Source organism: Mesorhizobium quangtriensis (assembly GCF_040081925.1).
Lineage (GTDB): Bacteria > Pseudomonadota > Alphaproteobacteria > Rhizobiales > Rhizobiaceae > Mesorhizobium_K > Mesorhizobium_K quangtriensis.
This window is the reverse complement of sequence record NZ_JBEBMF010000002.1, coordinates 1,207,998-1,224,113: the sequence shown is the minus strand read 5'-3', so window position 1 is coordinate 1,224,113 and position 16,116 is coordinate 1,207,998. Positions and strand designations below refer to the sequence as shown.

16 protein-coding genes are annotated in these 16,116 nt (G+C 64.7%); 11 read left to right on the top strand and 5 right to left on the bottom strand.

What is annotated here, in order from left to right:
• Positions 1–89: 89 nt before the first annotated feature.
• From ABMA32_RS14580 to ABMA32_RS14545, 8 genes are all read left to right on the top strand, one after another.
• Positions 90–2,279 (top strand): primosomal protein N', encoded by a 2,190-nt coding sequence (locus tag ABMA32_RS14580; RefSeq protein WP_349014465.1) that lies wholly within the window; start codon positions 90–92, stop codon positions 2,277–2,279.
• 108 nt (positions 2,280–2,387) lie between these two features.
• The gene (locus ABMA32_RS14575) at positions 2,388–2,798 is read left to right on the top strand and encodes an MAPEG family protein (protein ID WP_349014464.1); all 411 of its coding nucleotides are present in this window, start codon (positions 2,388–2,390) and stop codon (positions 2,796–2,798) included.
• Positions 2,799–2,868: 70 nt separating this feature from the next.
• Positions 2,869–3,264 (top strand): AGROH133_08824 family phage infection protein, encoded by a 396-nt coding sequence (locus ABMA32_RS14570; RefSeq protein ID WP_349014463.1) that lies wholly within the window; start codon positions 2,869–2,871, stop codon positions 3,262–3,264.
• Positions 3,265–3,521: 257 nt separating this feature from the next.
• On the top strand, positions 3,522–4,082 hold the full coding sequence (locus ABMA32_RS14565) for a F0F1 ATP synthase subunit delta (protein ID WP_349014462.1): 561 nt from the start codon (positions 3,522–3,524) through the stop codon (positions 4,080–4,082).
• Positions 4,082–5,611, top strand: coding sequence for a F0F1 ATP synthase subunit alpha (gene atpA / locus ABMA32_RS14560; protein ID WP_349014461.1), 1,530 nt, complete (start codon positions 4,082–4,084; stop codon positions 5,609–5,611). The genes ABMA32_RS14565 and atpA overlap by 1 nt, the downstream gene beginning before the upstream one ends.
• Positions 5,612–5,626: 15 nt before the next feature.
• Positions 5,627–6,511: a F0F1 ATP synthase subunit gamma gene (locus ABMA32_RS14555; RefSeq protein WP_349014460.1), complete on the top strand. Its 885-nt coding sequence runs from the start codon at positions 5,627–5,629 to the stop codon at positions 6,509–6,511.
• Between the two features lie 47 nt (positions 6,512–6,558).
• Complete coding sequence (atpD, locus tag ABMA32_RS14550; protein WP_349014459.1) at positions 6,559–8,025, top strand: F0F1 ATP synthase subunit beta; 1,467 nt, start codon at positions 6,559–6,561, stop codon at positions 8,023–8,025.
• A gap of 94 nt (positions 8,026–8,119) precedes the next feature.
• The gene (locus ABMA32_RS14545; RefSeq protein WP_349014458.1) at positions 8,120–8,518 is read left to right on the top strand and encodes a F0F1 ATP synthase subunit epsilon; all 399 of its coding nucleotides are present in this window, start codon (positions 8,120–8,122) and stop codon (positions 8,516–8,518) included.
• An 837-nt stretch (positions 8,519–9,355) separates the two neighbouring features.
• Here the strand turns inward: ABMA32_RS14545 and ABMA32_RS14540 are convergent.
• From ABMA32_RS14540 to tsaD, 5 genes are read right to left on the bottom strand one after another with little or no spacing between them, the layout of a single operon-like run.
• Entirely contained in the window at positions 9,356–10,030 is a 675-nt protein-coding gene (locus tag ABMA32_RS14540; RefSeq protein ID WP_425475544.1) for a class I SAM-dependent methyltransferase, read from the bottom strand.
• Positions 10,027–10,452, bottom strand: coding sequence for an EVE domain-containing protein (locus ABMA32_RS14535; protein WP_349014457.1), 426 nt, complete (start codon positions 10,450–10,452; stop codon positions 10,027–10,029). The genes ABMA32_RS14540 and ABMA32_RS14535 overlap by 4 nt, the downstream gene beginning before the upstream one ends.
• 12 nt (positions 10,453–10,464) lie before the next feature.
• A complete protein-coding gene (locus ABMA32_RS14530; protein WP_349014456.1) occupies positions 10,465–10,770 on the bottom strand; it encodes a YciI-like protein in 306 nt (101 codons plus the stop codon).
• A 22-nt stretch (positions 10,771–10,792) separates the two neighbouring features.
• Positions 10,793–11,773: an NAD(P)H-dependent glycerol-3-phosphate dehydrogenase gene (locus ABMA32_RS14525; protein WP_349014455.1), complete on the bottom strand. Its 981-nt coding sequence runs from the start codon at positions 11,771–11,773 to the stop codon at positions 10,793–10,795.
• On the bottom strand, positions 11,770–12,855 hold the full coding sequence (gene tsaD, locus ABMA32_RS14520) for a tRNA (adenosine(37)-N6)-threonylcarbamoyltransferase complex transferase subunit TsaD (protein WP_349014751.1): 1,086 nt from the start codon (positions 12,853–12,855) through the stop codon (positions 11,770–11,772). Before tsaD ends, ABMA32_RS14525 begins: the two co-directional genes overlap by 4 nt.
• Before the next feature lie 112 nt (positions 12,856–12,967).
• On the opposite strand from tsaD, the gene hemC reads away from it, so the two are divergent.
• From hemC to ABMA32_RS14505, 3 genes are all read left to right on the top strand, one after another.
• Positions 12,968–13,897 (top strand): hydroxymethylbilane synthase, encoded by a 930-nt coding sequence (gene hemC, locus ABMA32_RS14515; protein ID WP_349014454.1) that lies wholly within the window; start codon positions 12,968–12,970, stop codon positions 13,895–13,897.
• A 4-nt stretch (positions 13,898–13,901) separates the two neighbouring features.
• Positions 13,902–14,636 carry a uroporphyrinogen-III synthase gene (locus ABMA32_RS14510; RefSeq protein ID WP_349014453.1) on the top strand — a complete coding sequence of 245 codons (735 nt, stop codon included), beginning with the start codon at positions 13,902–13,904 and terminating at the stop codon, positions 14,634–14,636.
• A 61-nt stretch (positions 14,637–14,697) separates the two neighbouring features.
• Entirely contained in the window at positions 14,698–16,116 is a 1,419-nt protein-coding gene (locus ABMA32_RS14505) for a COG4223 family protein (protein ID WP_349014452.1), read from the top strand.

Below are 16,116 nucleotides of genomic sequence, written 5' to 3'. Positions count from 1 at the left end.
ATCCTTCCAGTGACCGGAGTTGTTCCTGAGGGATCTTCGATCCCAGCCGGCCTTTGCTCTAGCCGAAAGTCGCGGCAAGGTCACGCGCCATGAAAGACGATTCGCGCAAGCCACCCATGCGCTCGGCCCCCGTTCTGGTGCCGATGCCTGCGGAGCGACCCTACACCTACGCGGTGCCCGACGATATGCATGTCGAGCCGGGTTCGATCGTGCGTGTGCCGCTGGGGCCACGTGAGGTTGCAGGCGTTGTGTGGGACACCGACGCCGGCGACGTCGATTCGAAGAAGCTGAAGCCAATCTCGGAAGTCTTCGATTGTCCGCCGATCGACCCTGAAACCCGCCGCTTCGTCGACTGGGTCTCGGCCTACACGCTCTCCGCACCCGGCATGGTGGCGCGCATGTTGTTGCGCGCGCCGGCCGCCTTCGACCCCGAACCCTGGACGGAAGGCCTGCAGCGCACCGAAGCAGCGCCCGACCGGATGACGGCGGCACGCGCCCGCGTGCTTGACGCCGCCCATGACGGGCTTGCCTGGACGCGCTCCGGTCTCGCGCATGCCGCCGGCGTCTCGTCCACGGTCATCGACGGGCTGCGGGACCAGGGCGTGTTCGAGACGGTCATGATCCCGCCGCGCCCGGTCGTCGCGCGTCCCGACACTGATTATTCGAAGCCCGAGCTGTCCGATGACCAGCAGGCGGTGGCCGATATGCTGCGCGCCTCCGTCGAAAAAGGTGGGGCAGGGGTGACCCTCATCGACGGCGTCACGGGGTCAGGCAAGACGGAGGTGTATTTCGAGGCCGTCGCCGCCGCGCTCGACAAGGGCAGGCAGGTTCTCATCCTTCTGCCCGAGATCGCACTGACCCATGCTTTCCTCGAACGATTTCAGGACCGCTTTGGCGCAAAGCCTGCCGAATGGCACTCCGATCTGGCGCCGCGCATGCGCGAACGCGTCTGGCGGCAGGTGGCCGAGGGCAGCATCCGCGTCGTCGCCGGCGCGCGCTCGGCGCTGTTCCTGCCCTTCAACGAGCTTGGTCTGATCGTCATCGACGAGGAGCACGATCCTGCCTACAAGCAGGAGGATCGCGTCACCTACAACGCGCGCGACATGGCTGTGGTGCGCGGCCACATAGGCAGCTTCCCCGTCGTTCTGGCCTCGGCCACGCCCTCCATCGAAAGCCGCGTCAACGCAGATCAGGGGCGCTATGCGCGCGCCGTGCTACCCGCCCGTTTCGCCGAAGCCTCGCTCCCCGACCTCAAGGCGGTCGACCTGCGCCGTTCACCGCCCGCCCGCGGCGGCTTCCTGTCGCCGGCCCTCCTCGCGGAAGTACGCAAGACGCTGGAGCGCAAGGAGCAGTCGCTGCTCTTTCTCAACCGTCGCGGCTATGCGCCGCTGACGCTCTGCCGCGTCTGCGGCCACCGCTTCCAGTGCCCGGATTGCTCGAGCTGGCTGGTGGAGCATCGCTTTCGCGGTCAGCTCGTCTGTCATCATTGCGGGCACCATAAAAAGCGGCCTGATGCCTGCCCGGAATGCGGCACCTTCGACCATCTTGTCGCCTGCGGCCCCGGTGTGGAGCGCGTCGCCGAAGAGGTCGTCAGCCATTTCCCCGACGCCCGCACCATCGTCCTTTCGTCGGACCTGCTTGGCGGCGTCAAGCGGCTGAGGATGGAACTCGACGCCATCGCCAATGGCGAGGCCGACATTGTCATCGGCACGCAGCTTGTCGCCAAGGGGCATAATTTCCCGAACATGACGCTGGTCGGCATCGTCGACGCCGACCTCGGCCTCGCCAATGGCGACCCGCGCGCGGCCGAGCGCACCTTTCAGCTTCTCAGCCAGGTCACGGGGCGGGCCGGGCGCACCGGCAAGAAGAGCCTCGGCCTGCTCCAGACCTACCAGCCGGACCATCCGGTCATGCGGGCGATCGTCTCGGGCGACGCGGAAACCTTCTATGTCAGGGAGATCGCCGAGCGAGAACGATCCGGACTGCCGCCCTTCGGACGGCTGGCGGGCATCATCGTCAGCGCCATGACGCGCGCCGAAGCGGAAACTCATGCGCGCGGCATCCGCCGGGCCGCGCCGCCTTCGTCCGACATCCAGGTCCTCGGACCGGCCGAGGCGCCGCTGGCGCTGGTCGCCGGTCGTCATCGCTTCCGCCTGCTCGTCCACGGCGAGCGCCGCTCGGACATGCAGGGCTACATCCGCGCCCTGCTTGGGGCAGGGCCGAAGGTCAGGGGCTCGGTGCGCGTGTCGGTCGACATCGATCCGCAGAGCTTTCTTTAATAGTCCCGCGTCAGAAACGGTTTGCCGACTGCCGCACCCCAGACCATGATCGCGACCATATTCTGATCCGCACCAAGTTCCGGCAAAGACCGACATCGGGAGTTGTGAATGTCATTTCCCACCATCACCGCCTTCTATGCCGGCCTGTTCGGGCTTCTCTATGTGGCGCTCTCGCTTTGGGTCAGCATGGGACGCCTGCAGATGAACGTGATCAACGGCGACGGCGGGCATGCCCGGCTCAGCCTGCGGATTCGCGCGCATGCCAATTTTGCCGAGTATGTCCCGCTCGGCTTGCTGGTGGCTGCTCTGGCCGAAGGGCTGGGTGCCGCCTCGACAACCATGCACGCGCTGCTTCTGCCCCTGCTGGTCGCCCGATTGCTGCATCCATTCGGCATGTTCGCCCCCGTGCGTTCCATGCGTCAGCTTGCAATGCGCGGCTTGCCCGCCATCGCGACATGGGTGGTTCTCGCGGCGGCATCGGCCATTTTGCTGATCCAGCTCGTCCCGCGTATGTCCTGATCGACGGTCGGACGCGACAGCGCCGCGTCCGTTCGCTAATCTCACAATTGCGATTCGAATGGAGGGCGCATTGGGATTCGCGTTTTCGTGGCCTGTGACACAAGGCGAATGGCTAGCCTGGATTTCCGCCGTTGTGACGGTTCTTCTCGGCGTTTTCCTGCTGTTTGCGCCCGGCACGGCCTTCCGGCTTCTGCGGCTGCCGGCGAAACCGGAGCGCCCGGAAGCCTATGCGGTGGCACGGGCCAACATGGCCGGTTTCTATCTCGGAGCGGGCCTGTCGGCGCTGTTGCTCGCGCAGCCGCTGCTCTACATGGCGCTGGGCTTCTGCTGGCTGTTCACCGCCTTCGGTCGAATCGTCTCGATGATGTCCGATCAGGCCAACCGGCTTTCCAACTGGCTGTGGCTGGTCATCGACGTCACACTGGCCGCCATGGCGCTGGCCTTTTCCTTCGGGCTGGTGGCCTGAATCTTCGCTGAATCCGGCCCGAATCCGGCGGCCTCTTGCGGGCCGGTTTCCACAGTGCGACAAAAGTGCCGGAAAGCCCGCGCGGCAACGTGTTGCGGTATCGGAAAGCCTGTGCTAGACGGCAATCGACTTTCGGCAGGGGGATGCGGAACGCGTAAGCCCAGGTCGGAAAAAATCCAATAAGGCCAGGTACTTAGCCAGCTCTGCAGCTAGCCACATGGAACCTGCGGCCGACAAGACAAGAGAACAGACGAAACGTGGCACAGTCCTCTTCGCCAGTCTCCGGTATCGCCGAACGCTACGCCGGCTCGCTCTATGAGCTGGCGGCCCAGTCAAATTCCGTCGACAAGGTCGAGGCGGACCTTTCCAGCTTCGAGAAGCTTCTCGTTGAGAGCGCCGATCTCGATCGTCTGATCAAGAGCCCGGTCTTCTCGGCCGAGGATCAGCTGAAGGCAATCGCATCGATCGCAGACAAGGCAGGCATCACCGGGCTGGTCGGCAATTTCCTGCGCGTCGTCGCGCAGAACCGCCGGCTCTTTGCCGTTCCGGCCATGATCAAGGCGTTCCATGCCATTGCGGCGGATGCGCGCGGCGAGGTTGCGGCCGAGGTTACCTCGGCGCATCCGCTGTCGGCTGCGCAGCAGGATGAACTCAAGGCGGCGCTCAGGGGCGTCACCGGCAAGGACGTGGCGATCGCCGCCACTGTCGACCCGTCGTTGCTCGGCGGGCTCGTCGTGAAGATCGGCTCGCGCCAGATCGACACGTCGCTCAGGACAAAACTCAATTCGCTCAAGCTTGCACTGAAAGAGGTCGGCTGATGGACATCCGCGCCGCGGAAATTTCCGCAATCCTTAAGGACCAGATCAAGAATTTCGGCAAGGAAGCCGAAGTCTCCGAGGTCGGTCAGGTTCTCTCGGTCGGCGACGGTATCGCCCGCGTCTACGGTCTGGACAACGTCCAGGCCGGTGAGATGGTCGAGTTCCCCGGCGGGATCCGAGGCATGGCGCTCAACCTTGAAAGCGACAATGTCGGCGTCGTCATCTTCGGCGCCGACCGCGACATCAAGGAAGGCGACATCGTCAAGCGTACCGGCTCCATCGTGGACGTGCCGGTCGGCAAGGGCCTGCTCGGCCGCGTCGTCGATGCTCTCGGCAACCCGATCGACGGCAAGGGCCCGATCGAGGCGACCGAGCGTCGCCGCGTCGACGTCAAGGCCCCCGGCATCATTCCGCGCAAGTCGGTGCACGAGCCGATGTCGACTGGCCTCAAGGCTATCGATGCGCTGATCCCGATCGGTCGCGGCCAGCGCGAGCTGGTCATCGGCGACCGCCAGACGGGCAAGACCGCCATCATCCTCGACACCTTCCTCAACCAGAAGCCGCTCAACGAAGGCGACGACGAGGGCTCCAAACTCTACTGCGTCTACGTCGCCGTCGGCCAGAAGCGTTCCACCGTCGCGCAGTTCGTGAAGGTTCTGGAAGAGCGCGGCGCGCTCGAATACTCGATCGTTATCGCCGCCACCGCCTCGGACGCTGCGCCGATGCAGTTCCTGGCGCCGTTCGCCGGTTGCGCCATGGGCGAGTACTTCCGCGACAACGGCATGCACGCCGTGATCGCCTATGACGACCTGTCCAAGCAGGCCGTCGCCTACCGCCAGATGTCGCTCCTGCTGCGCCGCCCGCCGGGCCGCGAAGCCTATCCGGGCGACGTGTTCTACCTGCACTCCCGCCTGCTGGAGCGTGCCGCCAAGCTCAACGACGAGAACGGCAAGGGTTCGCTCACCGCGCTTCCCGTCATCGAGACGCAGGCCAACGACGTGTCGGCCTACATCCCGACCAACGTGATCTCGATCACCGACGGCCAGATCTTCCTCGAAACCAACCTCTTCTTCCAGGGCATTCGTCCGGCCGTGAACGTCGGCCTGTCGGTGTCGCGCGTCGGTTCTTCGGCGCAGATAAAGGCGATGAAGCAGGTTGCCGGCTCGATCAAGGGCGAGCTCGCCCAGTATCGCGAGATGGCTGCCTTCGCGCAGTTCGGCTCCGACCTCGACGCCGCCACCCAGCGCCTGCTCAATCGCGGCGCTCGCCTGACCGAGCTCCTGAAGCAGCCGCAGTTCTCGCCGCTGAAGACGGAAGAGCAGGTTGTGGTGATCTTCGCCGGCGTCAACGGCTATCTCGACAAGCTGACCATTCCGCAGGTCGGCAAGTTCGAGCAGGGTCTGCTGGCTCACATGCGCTCCGACGGCAAGGACGTGCTTGACGCGATCCGCATCGAAAAGCAGATCAGCGACGACACCAAGGCCAAGCTCAAGGGCCACATCGACGCCTTCGCGAAGAACTTCGCCTAAGCAGACGGGTAAGGCATGGCCTCGCTAAAAGAGCTCCGCAACCGGATCGCCTCGGTCAAGGCGACGCAGAAGATCACCAAGGCGATGCAGATGGTCGCCGCGGCGAAGCTGCGTCGTGCGCAGGAGGCCGCCGAGGCCGCGCGTCCGTACTCGCAGCGCATGGGCGCGGTGCTTTCCAACATCGCACAGGCCGTCGGCTCGGGCGGTGATGCGCCGGCCCTGATGACCGGTACCGGCAAGGACGACGTGCACTTGCTCGTGGTCGCCACCGCCGAACGCGGTCTCTGCGGCGGTTTCAACAGCCAGATCGCCCGTTTTGCGCGCGACCATATCCGTCGCCTGCAGGGCGAGGGCAAGACGGTCAAGATCATCACCGTCGGCAAGAAGGGCTTCGACATCCTGCGCCGCGACTTCGCGTCGCTCATCATCGAGCGCGTCGATCTGCGCGAGGTGAAGACGCTGAACTTCAGCCATGCGGATGCGATCGGCAGGAAGGTCATCCAGCTTTTCAACGAAGGCCAGTTCGACGTCTGCACGCTGTTCTATTCCGAGTTCAAGTCGGTGATCAGCCAGATCCCGACGGCGCAGCAGATCATCCCGGCCGCAGCCTCGGTCGCTGCCAACGCGGCGGAATCGGGTGGAGCCGCGATCTACGAATACGAGCCGGAGCCGGGCGAGATCCTCTCCGATCTCATCCCGCGCAACATCTCCGTGCAGATTTTCCGGGCGCTGCTCGAAAACGCGGCCGGCGAGATGGGCGCCAAGATGAGCGCGATGGACAATGCGACCCGCAACGCAGGCGAGATGATCGGCAAGCTGACGATCACCTACAACCGCCAGCGTCAGGCAAACATCACCAAGGAACTCATCGAGATCATTTCGGGCGCGGAAGCGCTCTAGGACGCCGCTAATACGGCTCCCGAACCAGATAAAGACGAGAGGCACACATGGCTAAAGCAGCTACCACCAAGAAGGCCGATGCCGGCAAGGCCGGCCACGTCGCCCAGGTCATCGGCGCCGTTGTCGACGTCCATTTCGACGGCGAACTGCCGAAGATCCTGAACGCTCTGGAGACGGAGAACGGCGGCAACAAGCTGATCCTCGAGGTTGCCCAGCACCTCGGCGAGAACACCGTGCGCTGCATCGCCATGGACATCTCCGAAGGCCTCGTGCGCGGCCAGCCGGTCTATGACACCGGTTCCCCGATCACCGTGCCTGTCGGCGACGAGACGCTCGGCCGCATCATGAACGTCATCGGCGAGCCGGTCGACGAAGCCGGCCCGGTCAAGACCTCGTCGCGCCGCGCCATCCACCAGGACGCCCCTCCCTATGTCGACCAGTCGACGGAAGCGCAGATCCTCGTCACCGGCATCAAGGTCGTCGACCTGCTCGCACCTTATGCCCGCGGCGGCAAGATCGGCCTGTTCGGCGGCGCCGGCGTCGGCAAGACCGTGCTGATCCAGGAACTCATCAACAACGTCGCGAAGGCGCACGGCGGTTACTCCGTGTTCGCCGGCGTCGGCGAGCGCACCCGCGAGGGCAACGACCTCTATCACGAGATGATCGAGTCGGGCGTGAACAAGGACCCGCACGAGAATAACGGCTCGACCGAAGGTTCCAAGTGCGCGCTGGTGTTCGGCCAGATGAACGAACCTCCGGGTGCCCGCGCCCGCGTCGCGCTCACCGGCCTCACCATCGCCGAGCACTTCCGCGACCAGGGTCAGGACGTGCTGTTCTTCGTGGACAACATCTTCCGCTTCACGCAGGCAGGCTCGGAAGTGTCCGCTCTGCTCGGCCGTATTCCTTCGGCCGTGGGCTATCAGCCGACGCTCGCGACCGACATGGGAGCGATGCAGGAGCGCATCACCACCACGACCAAGGGGTCGATCACGTCCGTGCAGGCCATCTACGTTCCGGCCGACGACTTGACCGACCCGGCGCCGGCAACCTCGTTCGCCCACCTCGACGCGACGACCGTGCTTAACCGCGCGATCTCCGAGAAGGGCATCTACCCGGCGGTCGACCCGCTCGACTCGACGTCGCGCATGCTCGACCCGCTGATCGTTGGCGAGGAGCACTACACGGTTGCCCGCCGCGTGCAGGAAACGCTGCAGCGCTACAAGTCGCTGCAGGACATCATCGCCATCCTGGGCATGGACGAGCTTTCCGAAGAGGACAAGATCACGGTCGCCCGCGCCCGCAAGGTCGAGCGCTTCCTGTCGCAGCCGTTCTTCGTCGCCGAGGTGTTCACCGGTTCGCCGGGCCAGCTCGTGCCGCTCGAAGACACGATCAAGAGCTTCAAGGGCCTCGTCGACGGCGAATACGATCACCTGCCGGAAGCTGCCTTCTACATGGTCGGCGGCATCGACATGGCGATCGCCAAGGCGCAGAAGCTCGCTGCGGAAGCAGCGTAAGACAGCGAATAGCGGATAAGGGAGTAGTGAATAGGGGAAGACGAGTTTCGCGGATAACTATTCGCTACTCGCTACTCGCTATTGGCTAAATTCGATGGCTGAAGCTTTCCAGTTCGAACTCGTCTCGCCAGAGCGCCTGCTCGTTTCCGAGCAAGTCGAGTCTGTCGTCATTCCCGGCACGGAAGGCGAGATGACTGTTCTCGCCAACCACGCCCCGGTCATGACAACGATCAAGCCGGGCGTTGTCACGGTGAAGACCGTCGCGGGCGCGACCGAACGCTACTGCGTGTTCGGTGGCTTCGCCGACATCCTGCCGTCCGGCTGCACGCTGCTGGCCGAATCGGCTGTTGACGTCGGTTCGATCGACCGGGACGATCTTGCCCGCCGCATCAAGAATGCCGGCGAAGACGTGGCCGACGCCAAGGATTCGCATTCGAAGCAGAAGGCCGAGGAATACCTCAACCATCTCAAGACGCTCGAAGCCGCGGTCTGATCCTCCGTTAGCAATTGCTTACCGATTAAAGCGAGGCTTCGGCCTCGCTTTTTTCTTTTCGCCGGTGCGGCGGGTCGCGGGAGGCTCACCTCTGTTTTCGTCATCCCAGGGCAAGCGCAGCGCGACCCTGGCATCCATGCCGTGACAGTCCAGCAGCGCACTGCCTTCCACCGCCGCACCCGTTGACGCCGTCATCCCGGGACGCGCAGCGGACCCGGGATCCAGAGGGTCGTGCTGTCTCCAGTCTGCGCCGTCATAGAAGCCTGTTCTCACAAGCGTCCGCGCTCTGGATTCCGGGTTCCGCTCTGCGGCCCCGGAATGACGGCGGGATGAGCTACCGCGCTCAAACGTGGATAGTTCTTCGCAACTGGAAACATATGCCACTGAAATCGCTCGGTTTTCCATTTTTCCTTCGCAACTGGATTCACACCCTTCCAACCTCCCGCATACTTCCCCGCATCGCCCTCACGGGAACCTGGTGCGCACCGGGTATCAGGGAGGGCGGCGGTGTCCGGGTCGGCCGCGCCGGAGCTGATCGCGAAAGGCGGGAAACCGTTCTTTGCGATCATGCTCCATCGGTAGCGCGGTTTGGGGAGGCGATCACCTAAGACCCGGGCCCGGCGATGTGTCTGGCCGGCGGCGAGCTTTGCCCCGACCGGCCCACCATCGTCGCGGTGACAGCACTGGCGGGGCGCGGAAGTCGCGCCACGTACTAAATTTTGAGAGGCTCGGCCCCGTGCCCCGCTTCCCGACTACTCCTTGCAAGCCAAGGAGCGTTCTTTGAAATGGCCAGACTGCGAAAGCAGGGCGTGGCAACGGGAAAGTGCGGCCAAGCGCCTACCCGAACCGCCACACCACCGTGCGCTTGACCTCCGCGTCCTCCAGCGCCCGCGTCACCGGCACCTGATATTCGGCAAGTTTCGTCAGGCGTTCGCGCGGCAGATAGCTCCGTCCGGGATCGCCCACGATAATGTCCGTCCCGCTCTGCACCAGCTTTGCAAACCACGGGATCAGCCGATCCGCAAAGGCCCGATCATAGAAGACATCGCCTGCAAGCAGCACGTCGGCATCGACCACGTGGCCAACAAGGTCGCGTCCGTCGAAGGTCGCAGCCGCGCCATTCGCCGCCGTGTTCAGCCGCACCGCCGCCGCGCAGAATGGATCGATGTCGGCAGCCGTCACGTCGCCTGCTCCCGACTTCCAGGCAGCAACGGCGACAAGCCCCGAACCGGTCGCGAAATCCAGAACCCGTTTGCCAGAAACCGTATGCGGATTGTCGAGCACGTACCGCGCCAACCCCTGTCCGCCGGCCCAGGCAAAAGCCCAGAAGGGCGGCGGCAGGCCGATCTCGGAAAGCTCGTCCTCGGTGCGTTGCCAGAGGTCGTGCGCCTCGTCGGCCAGATGCAGCTTCACTTCCGGCACATGCGGCGGCGGCTGCAGCCTCGTATTGTCGAGGATGAAGCGCTCGGCGTTGTCGGGCGTCAGACGGGTGCTGAGGTAGTGGGCGCTCAGGGCGCGGCCTTCAGCCCGCCCATGCGGCAGACTTCCTTCCACTCGGCAGGCGTCACCGGCTGCACCGAAAGCCGCCCCAGCCGCACCAGCGCCATCTCGGCGAGCTTCGGGTTGGCCTTGATGTCGGCCAGCGTCGGTGGTTTTGGCATGTCGGCGAAGGCGCGCACGTCGACGCATTCCCAGCGCGGGTCGTCGGTCGTCGTGTCGGGATGTGCCAGCGCACAGACCTCGGCGATGCCGACGATATTGAGGCCCTCGTTCGAATGATAGAAGAAGCCGAGGTCGCCGACCTTCATCGCCTTCATGTTGTTGCGCGCCGCATAGTTGCGCACGCCGTCCCATTGCGTGCCGGCCTTGCCCTTCTTCTTCAACGCGTCGAAGGAGAACTTGAACGGCTCGGACTTGAACAGCCAGTAGTTCATGGAAGCCGGTCCTTACGGGTTCGACGGATTGGCCGGGTTGTTGAAGGTCCAGTTCCAGGCCCGGACGCGCACGCTCTCGAACAGGCCGGCCCTGGCGTATGGATCCTGCGCGCCGATCTTGGCGGCTTCGTCCTTGTTGGCTGCCTCGATGACGACGAGGCTCCCGTAGGGCTTTCCGTCGTCATCCAGGAAAGGCCCCGCGATCTTCAGCGTGCCTTCCTCGTTCAGCTTGCGCAGGAACGCGACATGGTCCGGCCTGTTGTCCAGCCGCACCTGAAGGTGGCCGGGCTTGTCCCTGCAGATCAACGCAAAAAGCATGTGTTCTACTCCCTCTCGAACGTCACTCGGCCTCGGCGCGCAGCGGCCGGGTCATCAGCGCAGATACAGCCTCGGTTATGGTCAGCCGTCCAGCCAGAATCGCTGCGACGGCAGAAATTATCGGCGCGCTGATGCCGCGATCGGCGGCGATCCGCGCCGCGATGCCGGCGGTCGCGACGCCTTCGGCGAGCGGCCTGCCTTCGAGACTTTCGCCGCGCCCCAGCGCGAGGCCATACGCAAAATTGCGCGACTGCGCCGAGCCGCAGGTCAGCAGCAGGTCGCCGAGGCCCGACAGGCCCATTACCGTCTCCTGTTCCGCGCCGAAGGATTGCGCGATGCGCCTCAACTCGACGAAGCCACGCGTCACCATGGCGGCCTGCGCGCTGGCGCCGAGCCCCGCGCCGGTCACCGCGCCGGCGGCGATGGCGAAGACATTCTTCAATGCGCCGCCGATCTCGACGCCGACGAGGTCGCCGGTAGAGTAGCAGCGGAACCGTTCGGTCGAGAAAGCCTGTGCAAGCTCGGCCGCCCGCTCCTCTTCCTGCGACGCGATCACCACCGCCGTCGGCAGACCCCGCGCGAGATCGGCCGCGAAGCTTGGACCGGACAATGCAGCGATCGGGTTGTAGGGCAGGAATTCACCGGCGATCTGCGACAAGAGCAGCCCGGTGTCGTGTTCGATGCCCTTGGCGCAGAGCACCAGCGGCGCGGCTTCCGGAATATGCCGGCCGATGGAGCCCAGCACGGTGCGCAGCGCCTGCGCCGGCGTCACCACCAGCACGCAGTCGGCGCCGTCGAGGGCGTGGGCGGCGTCCGTCGTCGCGCCGAGGTCCGCATCGATCGTGACGCCCGGGAGGTAACGGGCGTTCGCTCCGGCCCGGATCGCCTCTACCATGTCGGCATTGCGAGCCCACAGCCGGACCTCGTGGCCGGCGCGATGCATTTGCATCGCCAGCGCCGTGCCCCACGCGCCCCCGCCGAGAACCGCGATCCGCATGCTCATGCCTTGGCTCCGCGTCGGCCCGAACCGACAACCGGAGCAGAGACTTCGTCCAGCGGCCAGCGGGAGCGGGGAACAAACCGGAATGCGTCCTCGCCGCGAAGCCCTGCGCGGATGCGCTCGATCCCTGCCCAGGCAATCATCGCGGCATTGTCCGTGCAAAGCTCGTGCGGTGGTGCGATGAAGCGAAAGCCGCGTCGGGCGCATTGCTCCTCCAGCGCCGCGCGGATCGCCTTGTTCGCCGCCACTCCACCGGCAACGACAAGGGCAGGCTCGGCGATATCAGGAAACTCTTCGCGAAAGCGCGCAAGTGAACGCCCCACCCTGTCAGACAGCGCATCGGACACGGCGGCCTGAAAGGAGGCGCAGATGTCGGCGACATCCTTGTCCGAGAGTGGCGCAACCGCGGTCGCTGCCTGCCGAACGGCTGTTTTCAAACCGGCGAAGGAAAAGTCGGGCTGGGCGGAACCCTTCATCGGGCGAGGGAAGGCAAAACGCGTGGCATCGCCTTCCTTCGCGACCCGCTCCACATTCGGTCCGCCGGGATAGGGCAGGCCGAGCATCTTGGCCGTCTTGTCGAAGGCCTCGCCGAGTGCATCGTCAATCGTCGTCGCCCAGCGCTGGTAATCGCCAACGCCCCGCACCAACACGATCTGCGTATGCCCGCCGGAAACCAGCAACAGGAGATACGGGAAGTCGAGGCCATCAGTCAGACGCGCCGTCAGAGCGTGGCCTTCGAGGTGATTGATCGCCAGCAACGGCTTTCTGGCTGCCGCCGCGACAGCCTTCGCCGTCATCAGACCGACGATCAGTCCGCCGACAAGGCCGGGGCCGGCCGTAGCAGCGACCGCATCGACATCGGCGAGCTTCAGGCCTGAATTGGCCAGCGCGGCATCCACGATGCCGTCCAGCGCCTCGACATGAGCGCGCGCGGCGATCTCCGGCACGACACCGCCGAAGGCGGCATGTTCCTCGATCTGGCTCAACACCACGCTGGACAGAATTTCCGGCTCCGCGCCTTCGCGCAGCGCAACGACGCTGGCGGCGGTTTCGTCGCAACTCGTCTCGATTCCGAGAACGCGGATCATCTTGTCGCGCGGTTCAAACATTGCCGGTCCGGCGTGTCCTGGGTTAGGAGGTGTGGGCAAAACCCGGTTGGCCAAGTGTTGTCGAGCCGGGCGTATCACGGACCATGCCATGCAAACAACCGTGCTCAGGATCGGAACGCGCGGCAGCCCGCTGGCGCTGGCTCAGGCGCACGAGACCCGTGCGCGGCTGATGGCCGCCCACGATCTGCCGGAACACGCCTTCGCCATCGAGGTGATTACCACCAGCGGCGATCGCATACAGGACCGGCCGCTTTCAGAAGCCGGCGGCAAGGGCCTGTTCACGAAGGAAATCGAGGAAGCGCTGATCGGTGGCCGCATCGATATCGCTGTGCACTCCTCCAAGGACATGCCGACCGTGCTGCCTGACGGCCTCGAATTGTCGGCTTTTCTGCCGCGCGAGGATCCGCGCGACGCTTTTATCGGCAAGGCGGCCAAGTCGATCCAAGACCTGCCTCACGGCGCGACGGTCGGTTCCTCATCCCTTCGTCGTCAGGCGCTGATCCTGCGCATGCGGCCCGATCTCGAGGTGGTGACCTTCCGAGGCAACGTACAGACCAGATTGCGCAAGCTGGAGGAGGGCGTTGCCGATGGAACGATCCTCGCGCTCGCCGGTCTGAGGCGGCTCGGGCTGGAGCATGTGGCAACAGACGTGATGCTGCTGGACCGGTTTCCGTCCGCTCCGGGGCAGGGCGCCATCTGCATCGAGAGTCGTACAGGTGACCTGCGCATCGAGGAAATGCTTGGCGCGATCAATCATGTCGAGACGGCACAGGCGCTTGCCTGCGAACGTGCTTTTCTTGCCGCGCTCGACGGTTCTTGCCGTACGCCGATTGCCGGCCACGCGATGGTCGATGGGGACAGGCTGACATTTGAGGGTGTCATCCTGACGCCCGACGGTACGCAGTCACATGAGATCAGGGCCGAAGGCGCGGTATCCGAGGCAGACAAAATCGGCAGGGCAGCCGGAGAAAAAATCCGCCGGGACGCCGGCTCGCATTTCTTCGATGGTTGGGCCTGAGCGCATGGCGACGCGACGACGGGTCCTCGTCACGCGGCCGGAGCCCGGCGCAAGCGAGACAACCCGCCGGCTGGAAACGCTTGGCTTTCAGCCGATCAAGCTGCCGCTGCAGGAAACACGTCCGCTGCCGGTGGACGATTCTGCTTTTCCCGAAGACGTCTCCATCGTCGTCATTCCAAGCGCCAGTGCTGTCCACCATTCGTCGCGAGGGTTGCTCAACAAGTGGGCCGACATTCCTTGCCTTGCGGTGGGCCAAGCTACGGCGCGGGTAGCCAGGGCGGCGGGCTTCACACAAGTGCGCGAAGGCGGTGGCGATGCGGAATCGCTTGCTGATGACATTATCGCGAACAGGCCGGCAGGTGTTGTCGGGTATATGTGCGGAAAGGTCAGGCGTCCTGTATTCGAGCAGCGGCTTACAGCCGCGGGCATTCCGGTTTGCGTCGTCGAAACTTACGATACGGTGCCGATAGCGCGTGACGAGGAGGCCGTGATCGACGCCCTAGGCGAGGGTCCGATAGACCATTCGCTGGTCTATTCCGCGAATGCCGCTGAGTTGCTGCTCGATCTCATGACGCGGGAAACGTTGCAAAACCTGTTCGCCAGCACGACATGGATCTGCATCTCGGCCCGCGTGGCGGAGCTTTTTCCCGAGGATCGCAACAAAATCGTCATCGCTCAGGAACCAAATGAAGGGGCGCTGCTTGAAGCGCTTTCGCACTCAGCGAATCGGGTGTCATAAGCCTGCCTCTTTTTTCGCAGCACGGGTATGCTAGGACCAATCCAAGAACGCGGAGGCCGTAATGGTCAAAACCCCCAGGACAGGACATTCAAAATCGGGGCGGGATCCGCTGACCATCGAGTTGGGGCCGGGCGACATTTCGCGTGTCGAGGGTGTCTCTGATGAGGTTTCAGGGACGCAAGCCCAGCCCGATCCGCAGGCAGAAGAGGTTCTGGCGCCTGTTACTGAGCCGCCTGCGCAAGATGCCGGGAACAGCCCCTCGTTTGAGCCGGCTTCCGAATCCGCGGGCCCTGAGAAATCGTTTGACGCCATCAATGAAGGCGAGAATACCAGCCACACAGGGTCTTTTGGCAGGGCGTCCGAAGAGCCGAAATCCGAAACACCGCCACCACGTCCGTCCACCGCTGCGCCGTCGAAACCCTCGCGTGCGTCTTCCCTCGGAGCAGGACTTGCAGGAGGCGTCGTCGCGCTCGCCGCTGCCGGGCTGCTGCATTATTCGGGGCTGCTTGCCCTGCCGGGAGCCTCGACGGTATCGGATACCGTGCCGGCTTCGGTCGAAGCCGAGCTTGTCGCCCTCAAGGCTGAGATCGAGGCGCTGAAATCCGGTCAAGCTGCGCCGGTCGATATCAGCGGTGTAACCAGCCAGGTCGATGGGCTGTCGCAAGGCCTCGATCAGGTGAAGTCGGATATCGCTTCCCTGCGCCAGTCCATCGAGGCAGGCGGGGCAGGTGACGGCGCTGCCGTCGAAGCGCTGAATGCCAAGATCGCCGACATCGAGAGTCGTATTGCCAGCATCGGCCCCGGTACTGAAGGCCCCAGCGCTCAGGATATCGCGGCCATCGGCGAACGCATCGCCTCGGTCGAAGCTTTGGCGAAGGCAGCGGGCGAGGCCGACTCCGCGTTGACGACACGGCTCGGCGCGCTTGAGCAGTCTCTGACTGCCCTGTCGACAAAGGTCGATGCGCAGGCCGGGCAGCCCAAGATCGCGCTGGCGATTGCGTCCGCTGCGCTCAAATCCGCGATCGAGCGCGGTTCGCCCTTCCAGTCCGAAATCGAAACGTTCGCGGCAATCGCGCCGGACGCTCCGGGGCTTGCCGAACTTCGGCCCTATGCAGAGCAAGGGGTGGCGACGCGCGCCGACCTCGTGGCCGAGACCGATGCCGCCGCCAAGGCGATGATTGCCGCCGCCAATCCGCCACCCGCCAATGCCGGTTTCTTCGAGCGCCTGCTTTCGAGTGCGGAATCGCTGGTGTCGGTCAGGCCGATCGGCGCGGTCGATGGGCCGGGAGTGCCCGAGACCGTTGCGCGGATGGAAGTGGCCCTGCAGGCCGGCGATCTCGCCAAGGCGGTGGCCGAATACGACACGCTGCCCGATGTCGCGAAATCCGCCGGCGCGGCTTTTGCCGACAGGATCAAGGCGCGGCTTGCGGTCGAACAGCTTGCCGATCAGGCCGTCGCTGCGGCGATGCAGGCGGCGTAA

Excerpts from the sequence above, each read along its gene's own strand:
- ABMA32_RS14580 (WP_349014465.1), top strand. The coding sequence starts at position 90 with ATGAAAGACGATTCGCGCAAGCCACCCATGCGCTCGGCCCCCGTTCTG.
- ABMA32_RS14575 (WP_349014464.1), top strand. The coding sequence starts at position 2,388 with ATGTCATTTCCCACCATCACCGCCTTCTATGCCGGCCTGTTCGGGCTT.
- atpA (WP_349014461.1), top strand. The coding sequence starts at position 4,082 with ATGGACATCCGCGCCGCGGAAATTTCCGCAATCCTTAAGGACCAGATC.
- ABMA32_RS14555 (WP_349014460.1), top strand. The coding sequence starts at position 5,627 with ATGGCCTCGCTAAAAGAGCTCCGCAACCGGATCGCCTCGGTCAAGGCG.
- atpD (WP_349014459.1), top strand. The coding sequence starts at position 6,559 with ATGGCTAAAGCAGCTACCACCAAGAAGGCCGATGCCGGCAAGGCCGGC.
- ABMA32_RS14545 (WP_349014458.1), top strand. The coding sequence starts at position 8,120 with ATGGCTGAAGCTTTCCAGTTCGAACTCGTCTCGCCAGAGCGCCTGCTC.
- ABMA32_RS14535 (WP_349014457.1), bottom strand. The coding sequence starts at position 10,452 with ATGAACTACTGGCTGTTCAAGTCCGAGCCGTTCAAGTTCTCCTTCGAC.
- ABMA32_RS14530 (WP_349014456.1), bottom strand. The coding sequence starts at position 10,770 with ATGCTTTTTGCGTTGATCTGCAGGGACAAGCCCGGCCACCTTCAGGTG.
- ABMA32_RS14525 (WP_349014455.1), bottom strand. The coding sequence starts at position 11,773 with ATGAGCATGCGGATCGCGGTTCTCGGCGGGGGCGCGTGGGGCACGGCG.
- hemC (WP_349014454.1), top strand. The coding sequence starts at position 12,968 with ATGCAAACAACCGTGCTCAGGATCGGAACGCGCGGCAGCCCGCTGGCG.
- ABMA32_RS14510 (WP_349014453.1), top strand. The coding sequence starts at position 13,902 with ATGGCGACGCGACGACGGGTCCTCGTCACGCGGCCGGAGCCCGGCGCA.
- ABMA32_RS14505 (WP_349014452.1), top strand. The coding sequence starts at position 14,698 with ATGGTCAAAACCCCCAGGACAGGACATTCAAAATCGGGGCGGGATCCG.